General features: G+C 72.1%; 16 protein-coding genes. 7 read left to right on the top strand and 9 right to left on the bottom strand.

Going from position 1 to position 19,054, the window contains the following annotated elements; genetic code table 11:
- Positions 1 to 133 precede the first annotated feature (133 nt).
- Positions 134 to 2,002, bottom strand: a complete 1,869-nt coding sequence (gene typA / locus OIE51_RS18335; protein WP_326598811.1) for a translational GTPase TypA — start codon at positions 2,000 to 2,002, stop codon at positions 134 to 136.
- Between the two features lie 265 nt (positions 2,003 to 2,267).
- Positions 2,268 to 4,310: an ABC transporter family substrate-binding protein gene (locus OIE51_RS18330; RefSeq protein ID WP_326598810.1), complete on the bottom strand. Its 2,043-nt coding sequence runs from the start codon at positions 4,308 to 4,310 to the stop codon at positions 2,268 to 2,270.
- A 244-nt stretch (positions 4,311 to 4,554) separates the two neighbouring features.
- Between OIE51_RS18330 and OIE51_RS18325 the strand changes: the two genes are divergently transcribed.
- From OIE51_RS18325 to OIE51_RS18315, 3 genes are all read left to right on the top strand, one after another.
- Positions 4,555 to 5,868, top strand: coding sequence for a hypothetical protein (locus tag OIE51_RS18325; RefSeq protein WP_326598809.1), 1,314 nt, complete (start codon positions 4,555 to 4,557; stop codon positions 5,866 to 5,868).
- 61 nt (positions 5,869 to 5,929) lie between these two features.
- Positions 5,930 to 6,133: an SPOR domain-containing protein gene (locus OIE51_RS18320; protein ID WP_326598808.1), complete on the top strand. Its 204-nt coding sequence runs from the start codon at positions 5,930 to 5,932 to the stop codon at positions 6,131 to 6,133.
- Between the two features lie 165 nt (positions 6,134 to 6,298).
- Positions 6,299 to 8,689: a SpoIIE family protein phosphatase gene (locus OIE51_RS18315; RefSeq protein ID WP_442811958.1), complete on the top strand. Its 2,391-nt coding sequence runs from the start codon at positions 6,299 to 6,301 to the stop codon at positions 8,687 to 8,689.
- Between the two features lie 104 nt (positions 8,690 to 8,793).
- Here OIE51_RS18315 and OIE51_RS18310 read toward each other — a convergent pair whose 3' ends face one another.
- Positions 8,794 to 9,546 carry a GntR family transcriptional regulator gene (locus OIE51_RS18310; protein WP_326598806.1) on the bottom strand — a complete coding sequence of 251 codons (753 nt, stop codon included), beginning with the start codon at positions 9,544 to 9,546 and terminating at the stop codon, positions 8,794 to 8,796.
- A 223-nt stretch (positions 9,547 to 9,769) separates the two neighbouring features.
- Here OIE51_RS18310 and OIE51_RS18305 point away from each other — a divergent pair, with 223 nt between their 5' ends.
- Positions 9,770 to 10,708 (top strand): cation diffusion facilitator family transporter, encoded by a 939-nt coding sequence (locus OIE51_RS18305; protein WP_326598805.1) that lies wholly within the window; start codon positions 9,770 to 9,772, stop codon positions 10,706 to 10,708.
- On the opposite strand, the gene OIE51_RS18300 is transcribed toward OIE51_RS18305, so the two are convergent.
- Positions 10,669 to 11,001 carry a hypothetical protein gene (locus OIE51_RS18300; RefSeq protein ID WP_326598804.1) on the bottom strand — a complete coding sequence of 111 codons (333 nt, stop codon included), beginning with the start codon at positions 10,999 to 11,001 and terminating at the stop codon, positions 10,669 to 10,671. The two genes, OIE51_RS18305 and OIE51_RS18300, sit on opposite strands and share 40 nt — an antisense overlap.
- A 261-nt stretch (positions 11,002 to 11,262) precedes the next feature.
- Positions 11,263 to 11,637 carry a helix-turn-helix domain-containing protein gene (locus tag OIE51_RS18295; protein WP_326598803.1) on the bottom strand — a complete coding sequence of 125 codons (375 nt, stop codon included), beginning with the start codon at positions 11,635 to 11,637 and terminating at the stop codon, positions 11,263 to 11,265.
- 428 nt (positions 11,638 to 12,065) lie between these two features.
- Between OIE51_RS18295 and OIE51_RS18290 the strand changes: the two genes are divergently transcribed.
- A complete protein-coding gene (locus OIE51_RS18290; RefSeq protein WP_326598802.1) occupies positions 12,066 to 13,142 on the top strand; it encodes a phosphotransferase in 1,077 nt (358 codons plus the stop codon).
- A 44-nt stretch (positions 13,143 to 13,186) separates the two neighbouring features.
- The gene (locus OIE51_RS18285) at positions 13,187 to 14,524 is read left to right on the top strand and encodes an aspartate aminotransferase family protein (protein ID WP_326598801.1); all 1,338 of its coding nucleotides are present in this window, start codon (positions 13,187 to 13,189) and stop codon (positions 14,522 to 14,524) included.
- Between the two features lie 25 nt (positions 14,525 to 14,549).
- Here the strand turns inward: OIE51_RS18285 and OIE51_RS18280 are convergent, their stop codons facing one another.
- The 3 genes from OIE51_RS18280 to ychF all read right to left on the bottom strand — a co-directional run bounded on the left by OIE51_RS18280 (position 14,550) and on the right by ychF (position 17,370).
- Positions 14,550 to 15,230 (bottom strand): GntR family transcriptional regulator, encoded by a 681-nt coding sequence (locus OIE51_RS18280; RefSeq protein WP_326598800.1) that lies wholly within the window; start codon positions 15,228 to 15,230, stop codon positions 14,550 to 14,552.
- 373 nt (positions 15,231 to 15,603) lie between these two features.
- The gene (locus tag OIE51_RS18275) at positions 15,604 to 16,023 is read right to left on the bottom strand and encodes a hypothetical protein (RefSeq protein WP_326598799.1); all 420 of its coding nucleotides are present in this window, start codon (positions 16,021 to 16,023) and stop codon (positions 15,604 to 15,606) included.
- A 258-nt stretch (positions 16,024 to 16,281) separates the two neighbouring features.
- The gene (gene ychF / locus OIE51_RS18270; protein WP_326598797.1) at positions 16,282 to 17,370 is read right to left on the bottom strand and encodes a redox-regulated ATPase YchF; all 1,089 of its coding nucleotides are present in this window, start codon (positions 17,368 to 17,370) and stop codon (positions 16,282 to 16,284) included.
- Between the two features lie 17 nt (positions 17,371 to 17,387).
- On the opposite strand from ychF, the gene OIE51_RS18265 reads away from it, so the two are divergent.
- Positions 17,388 to 18,068, top strand: a complete 681-nt coding sequence (locus OIE51_RS18265) for a DUF6542 domain-containing protein (protein ID WP_326598796.1) — start codon at positions 17,388 to 17,390, stop codon at positions 18,066 to 18,068.
- On the opposite strand, the gene OIE51_RS18260 is transcribed toward OIE51_RS18265, so the two are convergent.
- Entirely contained in the window at positions 18,065 to 19,048 is a 984-nt protein-coding gene (locus tag OIE51_RS18260; RefSeq protein WP_326598795.1) for a 4-hydroxy-3-methylbut-2-enyl diphosphate reductase, read from the bottom strand. The genes OIE51_RS18265 and OIE51_RS18260 overlap by 4 nt on opposite strands.
- Positions 19,049 to 19,054 lie beyond the last annotated feature (6 nt).

The raw sequence follows: 19,054 nt of genomic DNA, 5'->3' as shown, positions 1-19,054 counted from the left end.
CTCTCCGGTATCCGGACTGAAGCGACACGGAACAAGCGCCACGGTCCGGATACCGGACGGTCAACCAGACTTCCGGCTCATAACAGGCTTGACATGAACTGGGCGTTTGAGGTTCCGGACAAACCGGGACCTATCAGCTCCTCTTGGCCCGCGACGTGGCCCTCGCGCGCTCCCGCTGATCCAGAACGACCTTACGGATCCGCACCTCCGCGGGGGTGACCTCCACACACTCGTCCTCGCGGCAGAACTCCAGAGATTGCTCCAGCGAAAGCTTGCGCGGCGGGATCAGATTCTCTGTCGTGTCCGACGCCGCGGCCCGCATGTTGGTGAGCTTCTTCTCTTTTGTAATGTTCACGTCCATATCATCGGCGCGGGAGTTCTCGCCGACGATCATGCCTTCGTAGACCTCGGTGCCGGGCTCCACGAAGATCGTTCCGCGCTCCTGGAGGTTGAGCATCGCGTACGGCGTCGCGGTGCCGGACCGGTCGGAGACCAGGGAGCCGCTCTGGCGCGTGCGGAGCTCGCCGGCCCAGGGCTCGTGCCGCTCATAGATGCTGTGCGCGATGCCGGTGCCGCGCGTCTCGGTCAGGAACTCGGTCCGGAAACCGATGAGTCCGCGCGAGGGCACCAGGAACTCCATGCGCACCCAGCCCGAACCGTGGTTCGTCATCGTCTCCATGCGGCCCTTGCGGCCGGCCATGAGCTGGGTGATGGCGCCCAGGTGCTCCTCGGGGGCGTCGATCGTCATCCGCTCCACCGGCTCGTGGAGCGCCCCGTCGATCACCTGGGTCACCACCTCGGGCTTGCCGACGGTCAGTTCGAAGCCCTCCCGGCGCATCGTCTCCACCAGGATGGCCAGCGCCAGCTCGCCGCGGCCCTGCACCTCCCAGGCGTCGGGGCGCTCGGTGGGCAGGACGCGCAGCGACACGTTGCCGATCAGCTCGCGGTCCAGGCGGTCCTTCACCAGCCGGGCGGTGACCTTGTGGCCCTTGCCGCCGCGGCCCACCAGGGGCGAGGTGTTGGTGCCGATGGTCATCGAGATGGCCGGCTCGTCCACGGTGATCAGCGGCAGCGCGACCGGGTTCTCCGGGTCGGCCAGGGTCTCGCCGATCATGATCTCCGGAATGCCGGCCACCGCGCAGATGTCCCCGGGGCCGGCCTCCTCGGCGGGCTTGCGGGTGAGCGCGTCGGTCATCAGCAGCTCGGTGACGCGGACGTTCTGCGAGGTGCCGTCGCGCCTGAGCCAGGCCACGGTCTGGCCCTTGCGCAGGTTGCCGTGCCGGATGCGGCACAGCGCGATACGGCCCAGGAAGTTGTCGGCGTCGAGGTTGGTGACGTGCGCCTGGAGCGGCGCGCCCTCCTCGTAGACCGGCGCCGGGACCGTCTCCAGGAGCGTGGTGAAGAACGGCTCCAGGCTGTCGCTGTCGGACGGGATGGTCCCGTCGGCGGGCTGGGTCAGCGAGGCGATGCCGGCCCGGGCGGAGGCGTAGACGATGGGGAACTCGATCTGCTCCTCGTCCGCGTCGAGATCGAGGAAGAGGTCGTAGGTCTCGTTGAGCACCGCGGAGATGCGGGCGTCGGAGCGGTCGGTCTTGTTGACGCAGAGGATGACCGGCAGTCGGGCCTGGAGGGCCTTGCGCAGCACGAAACGGGTCTGCGGCAGGGGGCCCTCGGAGGCGTCGACGAGGAGGACGACCGCGTCGACCATCGACAGACCGCGCTCGACCTCACCACCGAAGTCGGCGTGGCCGGGGGTGTCGATGATGTTGATGACGACCGGACTGCCGCCACCCTTGGGGTGGTAGCGGATGGCGGTGTTCTTCGCGAGAATCGTGATGCCCTTCTCGCGTTCCAGGTCGTTGGAGTCCATGACCCGGTCGTCGACGTGCTGGTGCGCGGCGAAGGCGCCCGCCTGCCGGAGCATGGCGTCGACCAGGGTGGTCTTCCCGTGGTCGACATGGGCGACGATGGCGACGTTGCGGATGTCATGGCGCGTAGGCATGGCTGGGGGGTTTCTCCCGAGATCGTGACTGAGACGGCTCGGCAGAGAGCGCCTGCCCTCGGGACAGGCCGCGACACCGGCCTCACAAGCCATCGTACGGTGCCCCCGCCCCACACGGTCGGGTGCGGCCCCGCCGCGGCCCCTCGCCGCGCGCCCGGGACGGCCCGGACCGGTGGCCGCCGGGCGCGGCCCCAGGCCGTGGTCCGCTCGCCGCACCGGGCGTTCCGGCGCCGGAACGCCCGGTGCGCTCGTCCGGGCCCGGGGGTCAGCGGCGGTAGCCGATGTCCTGGTAGCGGGGGGTTTCCAGGCCGAACGCTCCGACGCCCGCCAGGTCGGTCGGGGTCGCGACCAGCTGGGGACGCTGGAAGAGGGGGATCGAGCCCGCGGTGGCCCAGATGCGGGCGTCGGCCTTGTTCAGGAGCCGGTCGTACTCCTTCTCCTCCAGCTCGCCGGCGGCCTGGGTCAGGAGCTGGTCGATGTAGTCGGTGCCGACCCGGGTGAAGTTCTGCCCGATCAGCGACTCCCCGCCCGGGACCGACCGCGGCTTGGCGAACAGCGGCGCCGCGTCCGTCGCCGGGTAGGCGGTGGCGGGCCAGGAGAAGAGGGCCAGGTCGTAGGCGCCCTCGGCGATGTGCTTCGCGAAGTAGTCGGCCGGGTCCACCTCCGTGATCTCCGCCGCGACCCCGGTCTCCGCCAGCATCTCGATGACGCGCCGCCCCACCCGCCGCAACTGCTCGCCCTCGGGGCCCGAGGGGAGCACGAACCGCAGTTCGAGCGGCTTTCCGTCCTTCGCCCGGACCGGCGCCGCCGCCGCTCCCGCCCCGGCCTCGCCGTCGTCCTTCGCCGCGTCCTTCTTCCCGTCCGTGTCCGTGTCCGCGTCGGCGTCGGCGTCCGTCTCGGCGTGGCGCCAGCCCGCCTCCTCCAGCGCTGCCCTGGCCGCGTCGGCGCCGGTCTCCCCGAGCGCGTCGCTGTTGTCCTGGTAGCCGCTCTGGCCGAGCACGCGCAGGTGGCTGCCGAGCGGCCGGGCGGGCAGACCAGCCGGTTCGTGCACCTCGGCGGCGAGCGCCTCGCGGTCCAGCGCCCGTGCGACGGCCCAGCGGACGCGCTCGTCGGCGAGCGCGTCAGACGCCCCGTTCATCGCCAGCTGGGTGTACGCCGCGTCGTAGGCGCGATGCACGGTGAAGCCGCGCAGCCGTTCCCTGGCCGCCTCCTCGCGGGTGGCGAAGGCGCGCTCGCGAGCCCGTTCCGACTCGGCGAAGGAGCGCGCGAACCGTTCCCGCGCGGCGATCTCGTCCCCGGCGTCGGGAGCCAGCCGGGCGACGGCCAGGTCGTGCAGCGCGTCGACACCGGCCGCGTGGCGACGCCCCGGCTCCCCCTTCTCGTCCCCGTCCCCGCCCGCCCCGCTCGCGCCGTCCGTGCCGCCCGCCGCGGTGACACGGTCGGCGTCGGCCGGGCGGATCTCGGCGATGTCGAGCTTCCCGTCCACGAGCGCCGCGCGCCGCTGGTCGCGCGGCACGGCGGCGAAGACCAGGCGGTCGAGCAGGGCGGGGTCGCCCCACCATGCGTCGTTGCGGACGAGGGTGACCGTCGACTCCTTGCTGTTGATCTCCTTGAGCTCGAACGGCCCGGCGGCGGCCGGGAGTTCGGCGCGGGCTCCCTCGTTGAAGGCATCGGCGTCACCGGTGACGGCCTGCGGGTAGAGCGGGGTGAACAGGGACTTCCAGTCGGCGTACGGCTTGGCGAAGGTGACCTTGACCTGATGCCGCCCGGGCCCCTCGGCCACCTTCTCGATGCGGTCGTAGCCGGCGTTGCGCGCGGACCGGTAGGCGTCGTCCTCGCCGTTCAGGGCCTTCCACTGGGCGACGAAGTCGGCCGCGCCGATCGGCTCGCCGTCGCTCCACCTGGCCTCGGGGTGGAGGGTGTAGACGACGGTCTGCCGGGGCTCGCGCCCGGTGATCTCGGCCGAGCGCAGATAGTCGGTGTTGAGCTGGGGCCGGCCGTGCGCGTCGACGGTGAAGAGCGTGGGCAGGACGGCGCCGACGACCTGATCGGTGACCCGGTCGGCGCCGGACTGGAAGGCGTTGAGCGTGGCCGGGAGACGGTCGACGCCCCAAGTGACGGAGCCGCCGCTCGTCAGCTGGGCACGCCTGGCCGTGGTGACCGACTGGGCCGCGCCGGCGATGGCGGCGTCGTGCTCGTCCTGGCCGGTGCACCCGGCGAGGAGCGGGATGAGCAGGGCTCCCGCGAGGAGCGACGCCGCGTAACGGGCCGCCCGGGCCCGGCCTGGTCTCGCTGGCACCCCTGACATGCTGTTACCTCCGGCCTCACCGGTGCGCTGATCACACGTATGCGCCCACTGAAGGTGAGGCCCGGCATGGGAGCGCGGCGACACGGCGACCGGACGGGACGAGGCCACCCGTCCGGCGGAGCGCGGGAGCCAGGCCGAGCGCCGGGCGCCGGGCGCCGGGCGGCCGGGCCGCGAGTCGCGGGCCCCGAGGAGCTCGCCTACCGTCGGAAGGAGAATCGTTCTCCCTCCGGCGAAGGGCGGACCCATGAACACGGCTCGGGAACCGGACGCGGTCGTCCTCGTGCTGCCGCTCGCGCTGCTGATGGCCGTCGTCCTGGTGGTCCTTTACCACGCCCGCCGGTCGGGCGGGCGCGGCGCCTACCGGAGCGTGCCGCTCCGGTGGCGGGGACAGGCGACCGCCCCGCCGTCCGAGGCCGGGGCGTGGGCCGGGGAGCCGCCCGTCGAAGAGCTCGACGCCGAGGCCCGCGGCCTGCTGATCCGGCTCGACGACGCGGTGCTCGCCCGGATCGAGGAGCTGGACTTCGCCGCCGAGCAGGCCGGGGAGGAGGCCACGCGCCCCTTCCGCGCCGCCGTCGCGGACGCCGGGGCGGAAGCCGGCGAAACGCTCCGGCTGCGCCACCGGCTGGACGACCCCGCGGTGCGGCGCGACGAGACCGAGCGGCACCGGCGGCTGCACGAGATCATCGGCCGCTGCGCCCACGCTCGCGCGCGGCTCGACTCGGTCGCCGGCTCGTTCGGTCAGGCCCGTGGGCTGCCCGGCCGGGCGGCCGAGGCGCTGGAGAACGCCCGCCGCCGTGCCCGCGCCCTGCCGGAGCGGATCGACGCGGCGCGGGCCCGGTGGCACGAGCTGGCGGCGCGGTATCCGGAGACGGCGCTCACGCCGGTGCGCGGCCACCCCGCCGCGGCCGGGGAACGGCTGTCCGCCGCCGAAGGCCGGCTGCGCCGGGCGGAACGGGCGCTGGCCGAGGACGACGAACGGTCCGCCGCCGACGCGGTCCGGGCGGCCGAACGGGCCATCGGCCAGGCGGAGACGCTGGCGGACGGCGTGCTCCGCCGGGGGCGCGAGCTTGCGGCGGCGGAGAACGCGCGGGCGGAGGCCGTGCGGGCGGCCGAGCACGACCTCGCCGAGGCGCCCGCGGTGCCCGCCCTGCGGGACCCCGTGACCCGCGCGCAGGCGGGGCTGGCCGGAGCGCTGCGCGAGGACGACCCGTTCGCGGCGCTGCGCCGCCTCGCCGACACGGGCACCCCGCTGGTGCGGGCGCTGGCCCCGGACCGGGACCGCGAGGCAGGGAACCGGCGGGCCCGCGTGCTCCTGGACCACGCCGTGCTGACCGCGGACAGCACGCTGTCCGCGACCCGGGACTACGTGACGACCCATCGGGGCATGGTGGGCAGCGCGGCCCGCGGCCGGCTGGCCGAGGCGGAACACCAGCGCGACCGCGCCCTCGCCACCGCGCCGCACGACACGACGGCAGCGCTGCCGTTCGCCTGGCGGGCGGACGCGCTGGCCCGTCAGGCACGCGCGGCGGCGGTGCGCGACGCCGGTTCGGTGGCCTGAACCCTGCGCGATGGGTGAGGCGTTGGCGTATGGTCTGGCATATGCAGAAGGGGGGTGATGAATGAACAGCAGCACCCTGCAGCCCTGGCAGGTGGTCCGCGAGGACGCGAACGGCAGCCGCTATCGCATAGGACATTGCGCCACGCGCGCGGAGGCCCAGCGCCTCATCCAGCGCCTGCGTCTGAGCGACGCCGCCGATCCCGTCGACGACGGGGCGCACTATCTCGTGGAGCGCGTCGACCTGGGCAGCCGCGCTCACTCCTGACAGCGGGCACAATCGGGTATAAGGGACATTCAGCCCTGCTTCGCCGGACCGACCCGGTGAGGACACCCGACGGGGGCGTACAGCTTGCGCACAGATCCTTCCGGGCCGCGAGGCGGGGAAGACGCCTCCGACCACCACCCTGTCCGACGCTCCCTTCTCGACGTTTTGCGCGTCGGCACCGTTCTGCTGACCGTGGACGGCGACATCGCCCTGTGGAGTCCGATGGCCGAGGAGATCCTCGGCTGGCCCGACGACCGCGCGGTGGGCCGCCCCCTGACCGACTTCACCCCCGATGGCCGCGCCTGGGCCTTCGAACCGGCCCCCGGAGAACGGCACTGGCGCGGCACGCTGTCACTGCGCCACCGGGACGGACACCCGGTCGAGCTGGCGTGCCGCGCCGCACGACTGACGGGCGCGGAGGACAGCCGGTTCATTCTGGCCAATCTGGTGGAAACCAGCCGGATGGCGGCCGTCGAACAAGATCTCGCCGCCGTGGACGCCCTGTTCACGGCCTCGCCGCTCGGCGTCGCCCTCTTCGACGCCGAGCAGCGCTACACCCGGGTCAACGACGCTCTCTCCCGGCTGCACGGCACGCCCGCCGAGTCGGTCCTCGGCAGGACCGTCCTCGACGTACTGCCATCGCCGATGGCACAGGAGATCCACCGGCTCCAGCGGACGGTGCTCCGCTCGGGCCGCTCCGTGACCGACCTGGTCACCTCCTCGCCGGACGGCCGCGGCGCCCAGTCCATGTCGTTCGGCCGACTGACCGACCGCTTCGGGCACGCCATCGGCGTGAGCTGTGTCGTGCTGGACATCACCGAGCGCCTGGAGGCCATGAGCCGGGTCGAGCACGCCCGGCAGCGGCTGGCCCTGCTGGACGACGTGGGCACCGCCCTGGGCGACCTGCTGGACATGCGGCCGATCGCCGAGACGCTCTGCCGCGCCCTGATCCACCGGTTCGGCGACTACGCGAGCGTCGAGATCCTGAAGTCGGTCGTGCGCGGCGAGGAGCCGCGGCCCATCGGGGAGCTGGCCGACGCGACGCTGATCCAGCTCGGCACCGCGGCGAAGGAGCACGGCCCGGCCGTCGCGACGATCCTGCGGCCGGACCGCGACATCGGCTCCCAGCCCGGGACCGTCTTCGAGACGGTGCTGACCACCGGCGTACCGCATCTGGCCGAGACGCCGGAGGCGGTGGCCGCCGGTGTCGGCCCGGGCGATCCCAGGGTCGCCGCCGCCCGCGATCTCGGCATCCACTGTCTGCTGACGCTGCCGCTGCGCGCCCGGGGCACGGTCCTCGGGCTGCTGACCGTCAGCCGTGCCGGGAAGCGGGCCGCGTTCGACCGCGACGACCTGGCCCTGGCCATGGAGCTGGCCAACCGCGCCGCGATCGCCCTGGACAACGCGCGGCTGTACGTCCGGGAGCGGGAGGCCGCGCTGATGCTCCAGCGCAGCCTGCTCCCCCGCGCGCTGCCCGCCGTCGCCGGGGTGGAGGTCGGCCACCGCTATCTGCCCGGCGCCACGGGGACCGAGATCGGCGGGGACTGGTTCGACGTCATCCCGCTGGCCGGCGGCCGGGTCGCGTTCGTGGTGGGCGACGCCACCGGGCACGGCCTGCGGGCGGCGGCGATCATGGGCCGCCTGCGCACCGCCGCGCGCACCCTGGCCGGGCTCGAACTCGCCCCCGCCGAGGTGCTGCGCCGGCTCAACGACCTCGGCGCGGACATCGCCCAGCACCCGGACGACCCGCTGCTGGCCACCTGTGTCTACGCCGCCTACGACCCGGCCACCGGGATCTGCGCCCTGGCCACCGCCGGGCACCTGCCACCGGTGCTGGTCGGCCCGGACCCGGTGACCGGCGGCTGGACGGCCACCGCGCTGGAGCTGCCCCCGGCCACGCCGCTGGGCCTGGAGGGCACCTCCTTCGACGAGCGGCGGATCGAGGTCCCCGAGGGCGCCCTGCTCGTGCTCTACACCGACGGGCTGGTCGAGAACCGCGACGAGGACCTGACCGTGGGCATCGACCGGCTGTGCGAGCTGCTGGCGCGCACCACCGGCCCCGGCACTCCGATGGAGGACGTGTGCGACGGCGTCATCGGCGCGCTGCGCCCGCACGCCGCGGAGGGCGCCTCCGACGACATCGCCCTGCTCGCCGCCCGCCTGGGCCGACCGCCCGGACAACGGGTGGCTTCCTGGACCTTCCCGGCCGAGCGCGAGATGGTCCACCGCGCCCGCCGCGCCGTGGCCGAGACCCTGCGCGGGTGGGGCCTGGACGCGCTCACCGAGACGGCCCGGCTGCTGGTCGGCGAGCTCGTCACCAGCGCCGGACGGCACGCTCCCGACCCGGTCAGGGTGCGGATGGCGTACGGCGGCTCGCTGCTGATCGAAGTGACCGACCCGGTCAACGTCTCGCGTGGGCCGACGGCCGCCCCCGACGACGACGGCGGCCGGAGCCTGGCCCTGGTGGCCCGGGAGTCCCGCGGCTGGGGCACGCGGCGCGGCGCGGTGGACAAAACGGTCTGGTTCGAGCTCGACCTCCCCGGCGAGCCGCCCTGAGCGGCCCTCGGGCGGCGAGAGCGGGACACCGCCCAGCGCCGTCACTTCGGTGCCGTCCGCCCCGTCGCGCCTTGCGCGGGAACGCCCCCGGGGGGCGGGCGCCCTCAGCGCACCGGCAGGTGATAAGCGAGGCGGAAGCGGTCGGCCGGGACCACCACGTCGGCGGTCTCCACCGGGACGCCCCCCGCGCGGAACGTGCGGGTGACGACCAGCACCGGATGGCCCGCCAGCCCGCCCAGCACCCGGGCCTCCGCCGCCAGCGCGGGGCGCGCGCTGACGTCCTCCGTCATGTTGTCCACCACGATATCGATGGCCGCCATCCGCTCCACCACCCCGCGCCCGGCCAGCGGACCGTGCTCGGGCAGCATCACGGGCGTGCGCCCGGTCAGCCGCAGCGGCTCCCAGGAGGTGGAGAGCATCGCGGGCTCGCCGACGACGCGGAACACATAGTGCGTGCACATCACCGGCTCCCCCGGCTCGATCCGCAGCCGCTCCGCGACGGCCCCGGCCGCCGTCAGCCGCTCGCTGTGCCCCTCCCACGTCCCCCGCACGCGCTCGTCGGCCTGCTCCTGCCGGAAGGGCGAGCACTCCCCCAGCGTCCGATAGCCGCTGCGGGAGATGGCCCGCTGCACGGGCCGCTCGCGGACATACGTCCCCGAGCCGGATCTGCCCTCGACCAGCCCCTCGGCCATCAGCACCTTGCGCGCCTCCAGGGCCACCGTGTCGGAGACGCCGTACCGGGCGCGGATGGTGGCCTGCGAGGGGAGCCTGGTGTGCGGCGGCAGGCTGCCGTCGGAGATCTGCTGTCGAAGGTCTTCCGCCACTCTCAGATACGCGGGCTGCTCACCGAACGGCACGGGCCCCTCCCTCGGGTGGTCCCCGGTGGCCCGGGGTGCGGCGCGTGTTGACAATCGGCAACAGCTTGACGACAGAGGGTTGCCAATCGCAAGGAACGGCCAGAGTTTCACCCGAAGTGATGACCGTTTTCGGGCTGTCGGGGAAAGCGCGCACTCGGGCCACGGCCTGACACAATGTGCCGCCACAGCGGCCGACAATGCGACGGAAGGACCTCGAACGATCATGAGCGCGTCAGGCGGAACCAAGGCGATCGTGGCGGCGTTGTGCGCCAACCTCGCCATCGCGGTGAGCAAGTTCACGGCGGCGGCGTTCAGCGGCTCGTCGTCCATGCTCGCCGAGGGCGTGCACTCCGTGGCCGACTCCGGGAACCAGGCGCTGCTCCTGCTCGGCGGCAAACGGGCCCAGCGCGCCGCGAACGAGGAGCACCCCTTCGGCTACGGCCGGGAGCGCTACATCTACGCCTTCCTCGTCTCCATCGTGCTCTTCACGGTCGGCGGCGTCTTCGCCCTGTACGAAGGCGTGGAGAAGATCCGCCACCCGCACGAGCTGGAGCACTGGTACTGGCCGGTCGGCGTCCTCATCTTCGCGATCATCGCCGAGGCGTTCTCCTTCCGCACCGCCATCAGGGAGTCGAACGAGCTGCGCGGCGGGCAGTCCTGGCTCCAGTTCGTGCGAACCGCCAAGGCCCCCGAGCTGCCCGTGGTGCTGCTGGAGGACCTCGGCGCGCTCGTCGGCCTGGTGCTGGCCCTGGGCGGCGTCAGCCTCGCGCTGGCCACCGGCGACGGCGTGTGGGACGGCGTCGGGACCCTGTGCATCGGGGTGCTGCTGGTGGTGATCGCCCTGGTGCTGGCGGCCGAGACCAAGTCGCTGCTGCTCGGCGAGGCCGGCAGCAAGGAGTCGGTCGCCCGGATCCGCGAGGCGATCGTCGACGGTGAAGCGGTCACCCGGATCATCCACATGCGGACGCTGCACCTCGGCCCGGAAGAGCTGCTGGTCGCCGCCAAGATCGCGGTCCGGCACGGGGACGACGCGGCCACGATCGCCCAGGCGATCGACGACGCCGAGACCCGGGTCCGCGCGGCGGAGCCCATCGCCCGGGTGATCTACCTGGAGCCCGACATCTACCGCGAGCGGGCGACGACGGCCACCTCCACCGTCTGAAGCGTCTGGGCCTCTCGCGATCGGGCGGCACGTCGATCCGCTCGGGTCCCGGCGTCGATCGGGCGGGGCCTGTGAACCCGCGCCCATGCCCGGAGCACGACAGCCGCGGCACCCGACGGTGAGCTGCCCCGGTAGGGGAAGTCAGGCCGGAGGTCCACGGGAGCGCCGAGCCCGCGCAGGCGCTCGCGCAGATCGTCGGCGTCCTCCCGGCCGCCAGCCGCGAGCAGGTGGAGGCCGGCGTCCTCCTTCATGAACCGCTTCAGCGACAGATCGTCGGAAAGCCTGCCGTTCACGTTCCGCACCTCGATGGTTGAGCGGGTCGGACAGCCACACGCCCGCCATGAACCCGGCCGTCAGGCCGATAGGTCACCGGCGATGGGGGCCCTGGCCGCCCCGCCGGACGACCGAGGCCCGCGATCCGCCGCACTTCCTCGCGGATCGCTCTTCTGGCCCTCCCGGTCATCAGCCGGGGGGAGAGCCAAGGATGCCCCGCCGGCCCGGTTCCTGAACCCGGCCTCCCACTAGCCCTCGGGGCCGGCGGGGAACTCATGCGCTCAGGGGATTCTCCCCGAGCGGGCGGGCAGCGGCGGTTGTGCGGGCCAGTGCTGCGACGAGGCGGCGGGGGGCGGCGGTTCGTACCCGGGAAGGGCCTCGGCCAGGCGCTCGATGACACCCGTGTCGACACGCGTCCCATCCGTGGCGACCGCGGCAGCGGCCATGATGACCTCCGTGCGTCGAGCGCGGCGGTGGGCCTGGGCAACCCGCGCGGCACGATGGTTGGCGTGGCCCGGGGTGAGCCCGGCTTCCACCTTGGCGATGGTGCCGGGCGAAGGGAACGCGCGCTGGGCAAGGCCGGCCTGGGTGAGCTGGCGCGGCTTTCGGAAGTCCGCGATGCGTGCCCCGGAGTAGTCGTCGGCAGGACGCGGCATGCCGAAACTGTCCTGTCGGCCATGCCATCCAGCACGGATCCAGCACCGTGACGGCTCCAACACATCAGGTCAGGCCGCCCGTTACCGCACCCGCCGGGTTCGACCAACGCCGTGGCGGACACCTTCACACGCGCCGGGCGCATCGCCCGCCGCAAATGATGGGCGGCACCGATTCCCACCACACCGGCCACTCCGCCCCACGCCCCCCGACCGCCTCCGACCACTGAGCCCTGAGCCCTGGGCCCTGAGCCCGAATCTTCCAGGACCGCGGCCACCCCGGCATGTTCCGCTGCCGTTTCGTTGCGGGCGCCACACGCCAGCCTGCACTACTGTTCTACAGTAGAACTGTATATTCGCTGAGCGAGAGGATTCCCCATGACGTGGTCGGCCCTTTCCGGCGACGCCCGGTCCGGCGCGGACCGCCGGCCGTGACGCGGGCGGACGACCGCGACTTCCTCGCGCGGGCGGCTGCGGCGACCGGCATCCGTGCCCCCGGCCCCGCCGTGGGAGAGGAGTTCGTGCACAGCCTCCTGTCGTTGCACTACGGTCTCCACGGATCGCTCCGCAGGATTCCCACCGAGAAGGACGAGACGTTCCACCTCGGCACCGGTCGGGACGAGTTCCTGATCAAGATCTCTCCGCCGGACGAGGACCGGGCGGCGGTCAACCTCCAGTCGGAGGCGATGGCCTTCGTCGCGCGGTCGGCCCCGCAGCTCCGTGTCCAGCGGCTGGTCACGGGAGTGGCCGACCAGGTGGAGACCGTCATCGAGATCCCTGGCTGCCCACAGCGGCGCGTCCTGCGCGTCATGGAGTACCTGCCGGGCGACCCGCTGAGCAGCCAGTCGCCGACAGCCGGCCAACTGCGCTCGGTCGGCGCCGCTCTCGGCACGCTGGACATCGCGCTCCGCGATTTCCGCCACGGGGCCGAGGACCGTCTGCTCATGTGGGACCTGAAACTGTTCCATCGCATGCGTGCCCTGGCCGACTACGTCGGCGACGAGGCGAACCGGTCACTCGGCGCGGACCTCTTCGCCCGGTTCGACCGCGAGATCGTGCCGCGACTGGCAGCCCTCGAAACCCAGGCCATCCACGGCGACTTCAGTCCGTTCAACGTGCTCGTCGATCCGCGCGCATCACACTACGTGGTGGGTGTCCTCGACTTCGGCGACACCCTCCGGTCGCCCGTCATCTTCGAGGTGAGTGTCGGCATGGCCAATCAGCTCGGAGCGGACGCGGAGGCTCCCTGGGCCCAGGCGATGGACTTCCTGACCGGCTACCGCAGTGTCAGGCCGATCGAGGCGTCGGAACTCCCCCTGCTGGCGACGGCCGTCCCCGCCCGACTCCTGCTGCGTGCGCTGATCACGGAGTGGCGGGCGGCCCGCCACCCGGAACGGCGGGACTACCTGCACTCGCATTCCCAAGGGGACTGGCAGCGCCTGCGACGCGCCCTGTCGGTTCCGGCCGACGAGGTCCGCGCCGCCCTCTGCGCGCTGAGAGTTCCCTGATGCCACTCAAACAGAAAGGTTCTCCCATGGCCGGGTCCCCCGCAATGCAGCCTGCACAACCCATGGTCAACGCGTTCGACGCTTCCCTCCTCCCTTCCCTGCCGGCGCGTGCCCAGCGGCAGATCAGCCGACGCGACCAGCTCCTCGGTCCGGGGTACCGGCTCTTCTACCGGTCCCCCGTCGAGACCGTCCGCGGCGCGGGCACGCTGCTCTTCGACGAGGCGGGGCAGGACTATCTCGACGCCTACAACAATGTGGCCAGTGTCGGGCACTGCCACCCGCGCGTCGTCGACGCCGTACACCAGCAGATGTCGACCCTCAACACGAACACGCGCTACATCCAGGAATCGATCCTCACCTACTCCGAGGATCTGCTCGGCACCCTCCCCGGGGAACTCGGACACGTGATGTACACGTGCACCGGCTCCGAGGCGAACGACCTCGCCACACGGGTCGCGCGCCACTACACGGGCAACCGGGGCGTGATCGTCACGTCGAACGCCTACCACGGTCTGACGGCGGAGGTCGCCTCGTTCTCACCGTCGCTGGGCACCGGCGTGCCGGTGGGTGCCGACGTCAGGACGATCAGGCCGCCCGACAGCCTTCGGCACGGCTCCGGGGCCGGACTTGGCGCGTACCTGCGGGAGCAGGTACGCGCGGCGATCGACGACCTTCGGCGCCACGGGGTCGGCCTCGCGGCGTTCATCGCGGACTCGATCTTCTCCTCCGACGGCGTCTACTCCCACCCGCGGGGATTCCTCCAGCCGATCCTGGAGGAGGTGCGCGCGGCCGGCGGGCTCTACATCGCCGATGAGGTCCAAGCAGGCTTCCACCGGACCGGAGAGGCATGGTGGGGATTCCAGCGCCACGGCATCATTCCGGACATAATGACGACCGGCAAGCCCATGGGCAACGGCATCCCGGTGGCAGCGGCCGTCTTCCGGCCCGAGCTGATCGAGGCGTTCGGCCGCGACATCCGCTACTTCAACACCTTCGGCGGCAACTCGGTCGCCATCGCGGCGGCTCAGGCCGTGCTCGACGTCATCCGGGACGAACGGCTCGGCGATAACGCCCGCGAGGTGGGCGACTATCTGCTCGCCGAGCTCACCCGCGTGACCGCCCCCTACCCCCAGGTCGCGGAGGTCCGGGGCGCCGGCCTGTTCATCGGCGTCGAGCTGGTGTCCGATCCGGCGCGCAACACCCCCGACGGGGCAGCCGCGCTGGGCATCGTCAACGGCCTGCGTGAGCGGCGGGTGCTCATCTCTGCGTCCGGCCCGCGAGGCAGCGTCCTCAAGCTCCGCCCTCCGCTGGTGTTCTCCCGGGCGGACGCCGACCGACTCCTGGAAGCACTGGAGGCGGTCATGAAGCAGGTGCTGCGCTGAAGTCGCCAGGCGGGTGGCCGAACGCTCAGCGTCCGGCCACCCGCCTGGCGACTACCTCACGAACGGCGTCGCGGTTCCGGGTGGTGATCTCAGTGATCACGGTGCGCGCCCGTTCGTGGTCCCGGGAGACGAGAGCGTCGTAGATACGGTCATGCTCCGACTTCAGCTCGTCGGTGTTCTCGTACTCCCGGTGGTCGAACGAAAGCACGAGCAGGAAGTACCGCAACTCGTTCATGAGCTGCGCGTAGTAGCCGTCGATGCGCTCGCTCCCGAGCAGACGGACCACCGCCTGGTGCACAGCGAGGTCCTTTTCCACGATCGTGCGGGGATCGTGGGTCACGAGGGCACGCTTGAACTCCTCCAGCGCGCGGCGAACGGCCTCAAGATCGGTCTCCGGCGTCACCGAGGTCGCCGCGGCCACCTCGAAGTGGAGGCGGGCGCGGTAGACGTCCACGATGTCCGCGTCCGTGGGGTCCCAGATGACCAGGCCGCGGTTGAAGTGGTAACGGACCAGGCCGCCGCTCTGCAGCAGCCGCACGGCCTCCCGGACTGTGTTTCGGGACAGCCCCAGCGAGGACGCCAGCGCACTTTCCCGAAGCCGCTCTCCCGGGTGGAGTTTTCCCTCAAGGATCATCCGCATCAGCCCATCGGCCACCTGCTGGGCCGTGCTGGTACCGATGATCTCGATGTCATCCGCAAGTGACATGCACGAATCGTACTCCGCCCTGTCGAGCAGTTGACCAGTAGGGCAGAAGGCCCGGAACCGTCCCGCCCTGGACATCAGGCCACGTCGGCCTCTCGGCCGGCCAGGGCGAAGACCCGGGGCGCCGGAGAGCCGGCACCGCGCTGCCGCGCAGGTCTCACCATCCGCGATGACCGACGGCAAGTCCGGGCCGCGGGTAGCCGGCGTGCGGACAGGTGGCGGCTCGGTCGCCGGGACAGCCGAGGTGCTCCGGGCAGCGCCGCGCCAGTTCGGCGGCGTCCCCCCTGTGGTCGAACCCGTGCTCCTGGGCCGACAACCGGACCGAGTCCGGCGACGCGGTCCCCTCGGCCCGATGAGGACGCCGTCGTCGTTCGTGTCAGGCGGTGATGAACTCGTCCACCACGGAGGCATGTACGTGCAGCATGCGGGCGAGCAGGCCGTTGCCCCGTGTGAACCGCAAGCCCAGCGTGCCGCCCTCCTCGACGGCATCCTTCGTACCGTCGAAGAACGCGCCGCCCTGGTCGGGTGAGGTGTCCGCCTTGTCATCCGGGTACACCGGATTCACCGTGTTCTCGATCTTGGGCCACCGGGCACGGGCGGCCTCGGTGGACTCGAACTCCAAGCGGAGAACAACGGTGCCCGGCAGGAGTTCGCCCGCACACTCCGAGAGAACCGAGCCGCCCAGGCCGCCGGGCTGCCCGTCGAGTTGGCGGAGCCACTCTCCGAGGTGCTCGACCGCTTCCTTGCCCTTGCCGGGCTGGGGAACGTGGATGAACAGGTCACGACGCAGGGGCATGGTGGGCTGGATTCCCTTCGCTGGGGTGTCACGAGAGTCGCGGAGGGCGCTGGGAAGCCCGGACGACAAGAGCCAGCCCAGCGCGGCCCTTGCGCCAGTCATCCAGCACCGATCCAGCGCGGTGTGGCTGACCAGGGGTGAAAACAGGTGACGATGCGTCAGAAAAAATCCAGCACCGATCCAGCACGGAACGAATGCGGGGTCGACCCGTCTGACCTGCACGTTCGCCAAATCAGCGATTCCGTGCCATGAGGGCCACTAAACGTTGAAGCGGAACTCCACCACGTCGCCGTCGCGCATCACGTAGTCCTTGCCCTCCATCCGCGCCTTGCCGCGGGCGCGGGCCTCGGTGACCGAACCGGCCTCCATCAGGTCCTCGAAGGAGATCACCTCGGCCTTGATGAAGCCCTTCTGGAAGTCGGTGTGGATCACCCCGGCCGCCTCGGGGGCCGTGGCGCCCTTCTTGATCGTCCAGGCGCGGGCCTCCTTCGGACCCGCCGTCAGGTAGGTCTGCAGGCCCAGGGTGTCGAAGCCGACGCGGGCGAGGGTGGCCAGGCCCGGCTCGTTCTGGCCGACGGTCTGGAGCAGCTCCAGCGCCTCGTCCTCGTCCAGCTCGGCGAGGTCGGCCTCCAGCTTGGCGTTGAGGAAGATGGCCTCGGCCGGGGCGACGAGGGCGCGCTGCTCCGCCTTGAACGCCTCGTCCGTCAGCTCGTCCTCGTCCACGTTGAACACATAGAGGAACGGCTTGACGGTCAGCAGGTGCAGCTCGCGCAGCGGCTCGGCCCGCTCGCCGCCCTGGGCGATGCCGGCGGAGAACAGCGTGCGGCCCTCCTCCAGGATGGCCTTGGCCTCCTCGACGGCCATGACCACCGGCTGCCTGTCCTTCTTGATCCGGGCCTCCTTCTGGAGCCGGGGCAGCACCTTCTCGATGGTCTGCAGGTCGGCGAGCATCAGCTCGGTGTCGATGGTCTCGATGTCGCTCTTGGGCGAGACCTTGCCGTCCACGTGCACGACGTTCTCGTCCTGGAAGGCCCGGATGACCTGGCAGATGGCGTCCGACTCGCGGATGTTGGCCAGGAACTTGTTCCCCAGGCCCTCGCCCTCGCTCGCGCCCCGCACGATGCCCGCGATGTCCACGAAGTCGACCGTGGCCGGGAGGATCCGCTGCGAGGAGAAGACCCCGGCCAGCCGCGCCAGGCGCGCGTCGGGGACGCCGACGACACCGATGTTGGGCTCGATGGTGGCGAACGGATAGTTGGCCGCCAGCACGTCGTTCTTGGTCAGGGCGTTGAACAAAGTCGACTTGCCGACATTCGGCAGGCCGACGATTCCGATCGTGAGCGACACGTGAGACTTCCCTGAGCGTGGAAACGGGACAAGGCCGGTGCACCAGTCTACGGGCGCCGCCACCCGCCCCCGCCGGTCCGGACGGACAGTCATACAGCCCGCAAGCGTGTCCATCACCCTTTCCGCCACCGGGCGCCGCTTACCTTGGTGACGTGGAACACACTACGCACACGACTCATCACACACGGCGTCCGCCCGCCGTGGTGCGGACGAGGGTGCCCCGGCCGTCTCCCGGCGGGGCGGCGGCGCGGCGGCACCCGGGCCGCCGCCCGGGGACCGGGCCTGGGGCCCGGGGCCGGAGCGGGCCGCCCCGCCCGCGACTGACCGGCCTCGGCTGCGGTGTGCTGGCCACGGTGAGCATGGTGGCCGCCGCCTGGTGCTGCGACCTGCTCGGCGGGGTGCCCGCGCTCTACGGGGCACTCTCGGTCCTGACCTCGGTCGGCGCGGCGCTGTGGGTCCGGCACGCCGACCTCGTCTGCGCCCCGATCGTGGCGCCGATCGCGTTCGCCGCCGGCCTGGTCACCACGGCCGGGCCGATGGGCGTCATGACCGAACTGGCCCTGCGCGCCCCCGCCCTGTTCGCCGGGACCCTGGCGGCGGTCGTGATCGTGCTGCTGCGCAAGGGCCTCGCCCTGCTGCGCGTCCTGCTCCGCCGGCGCCGCGCCCGCCGACGGGCGCGGCCGGGGACGGCCGGCTAGCCGCGCGCCTTCGCGGCGGCCTCGGCCCGCAGGTCCCGGCGCAGCTCCTTGGGCAGCGAGAACTGGATGTGCTCCCGCATCGGCTGGACGACCTCCACCTCGCCGAAGCCGCGCTCGGCCAGCCACGCCAGCACGCCGTCCACCAGCACCTCGGGGACCGAGGCGCCCGAGGAGAGCCCGACGGCGCTCACGCCGTCCAGCCACTTCTCCTCGATCTCGTCCGCGTTGTCCACCAGATACGCCGCGCCCGCGCCGGCCCCGAGGGCGACCTCCACCATCCGGGCGGAGTTCGACGAGTTCTTCGAGCCGACCACGAGCACCAGGTCCGCGTCGGCGGCGACCTGCTTGATCGCGGTCTGCCGGTTCTGCGTGGCGTAGCAGATGTCGTCGCTGGGCGGGCTGATCAGCAGCGGGAAACGCCGCTTGAGGCCCTCGACGGTCTCCATGGTCTCGTCCACCGAGAGGGTCGTCTGGGAGAGCCAGACCACCTTCTCCGGGTCGCGGACCTCGACGTTCGCCACGTCGTCCGGGCCGTCGACCAAGGTGATGTGGTCCGGGGCCTCGCCGCTGGTGCCGATGACCTCCTCGTGGCCCTCGTGGCCGATGAGCAGGATGTCGTAGTCGGCCTCGGCGAAGCGGACGGCCTCCTTGTGCACCTTGGTGACCAGCGGGCAGGTGGCGTCGATGGTGGCCAGCCGGCCGCGCTCGGCCTCGCGGTGGACCTCGGGGGAGACGCCGTGCGCGGAGAAGATGACGATCTCGCCCTCGGGCACCTCGGCCGTCTCGTCGACGAAGATCGCGCCCTTCTTCTCCAGCGAGCCCACCACGTACTTGTTGTGCACGATCTCGTGGCGCACGTAGATCGGCGGGCCGTACTGCTCCAGGGCCTGTTCGACGGCGACGACGGCGCGGTCGACGCCCGCGCAGTAGCCGCGAGGGGCGGCGAGCAGGACGCGGCGGCGCTCGGAGTCTTCAGCCATGCGCCC

This window comes from Streptomyces sp. NBC_01803, assembly GCF_035917415.1.
Lineage (GTDB): Bacteria > Actinomycetota > Actinomycetes > Streptomycetales > Streptomycetaceae > Streptomyces.
This window is presented reverse-complemented; position numbering and strand designations above follow the sequence as displayed.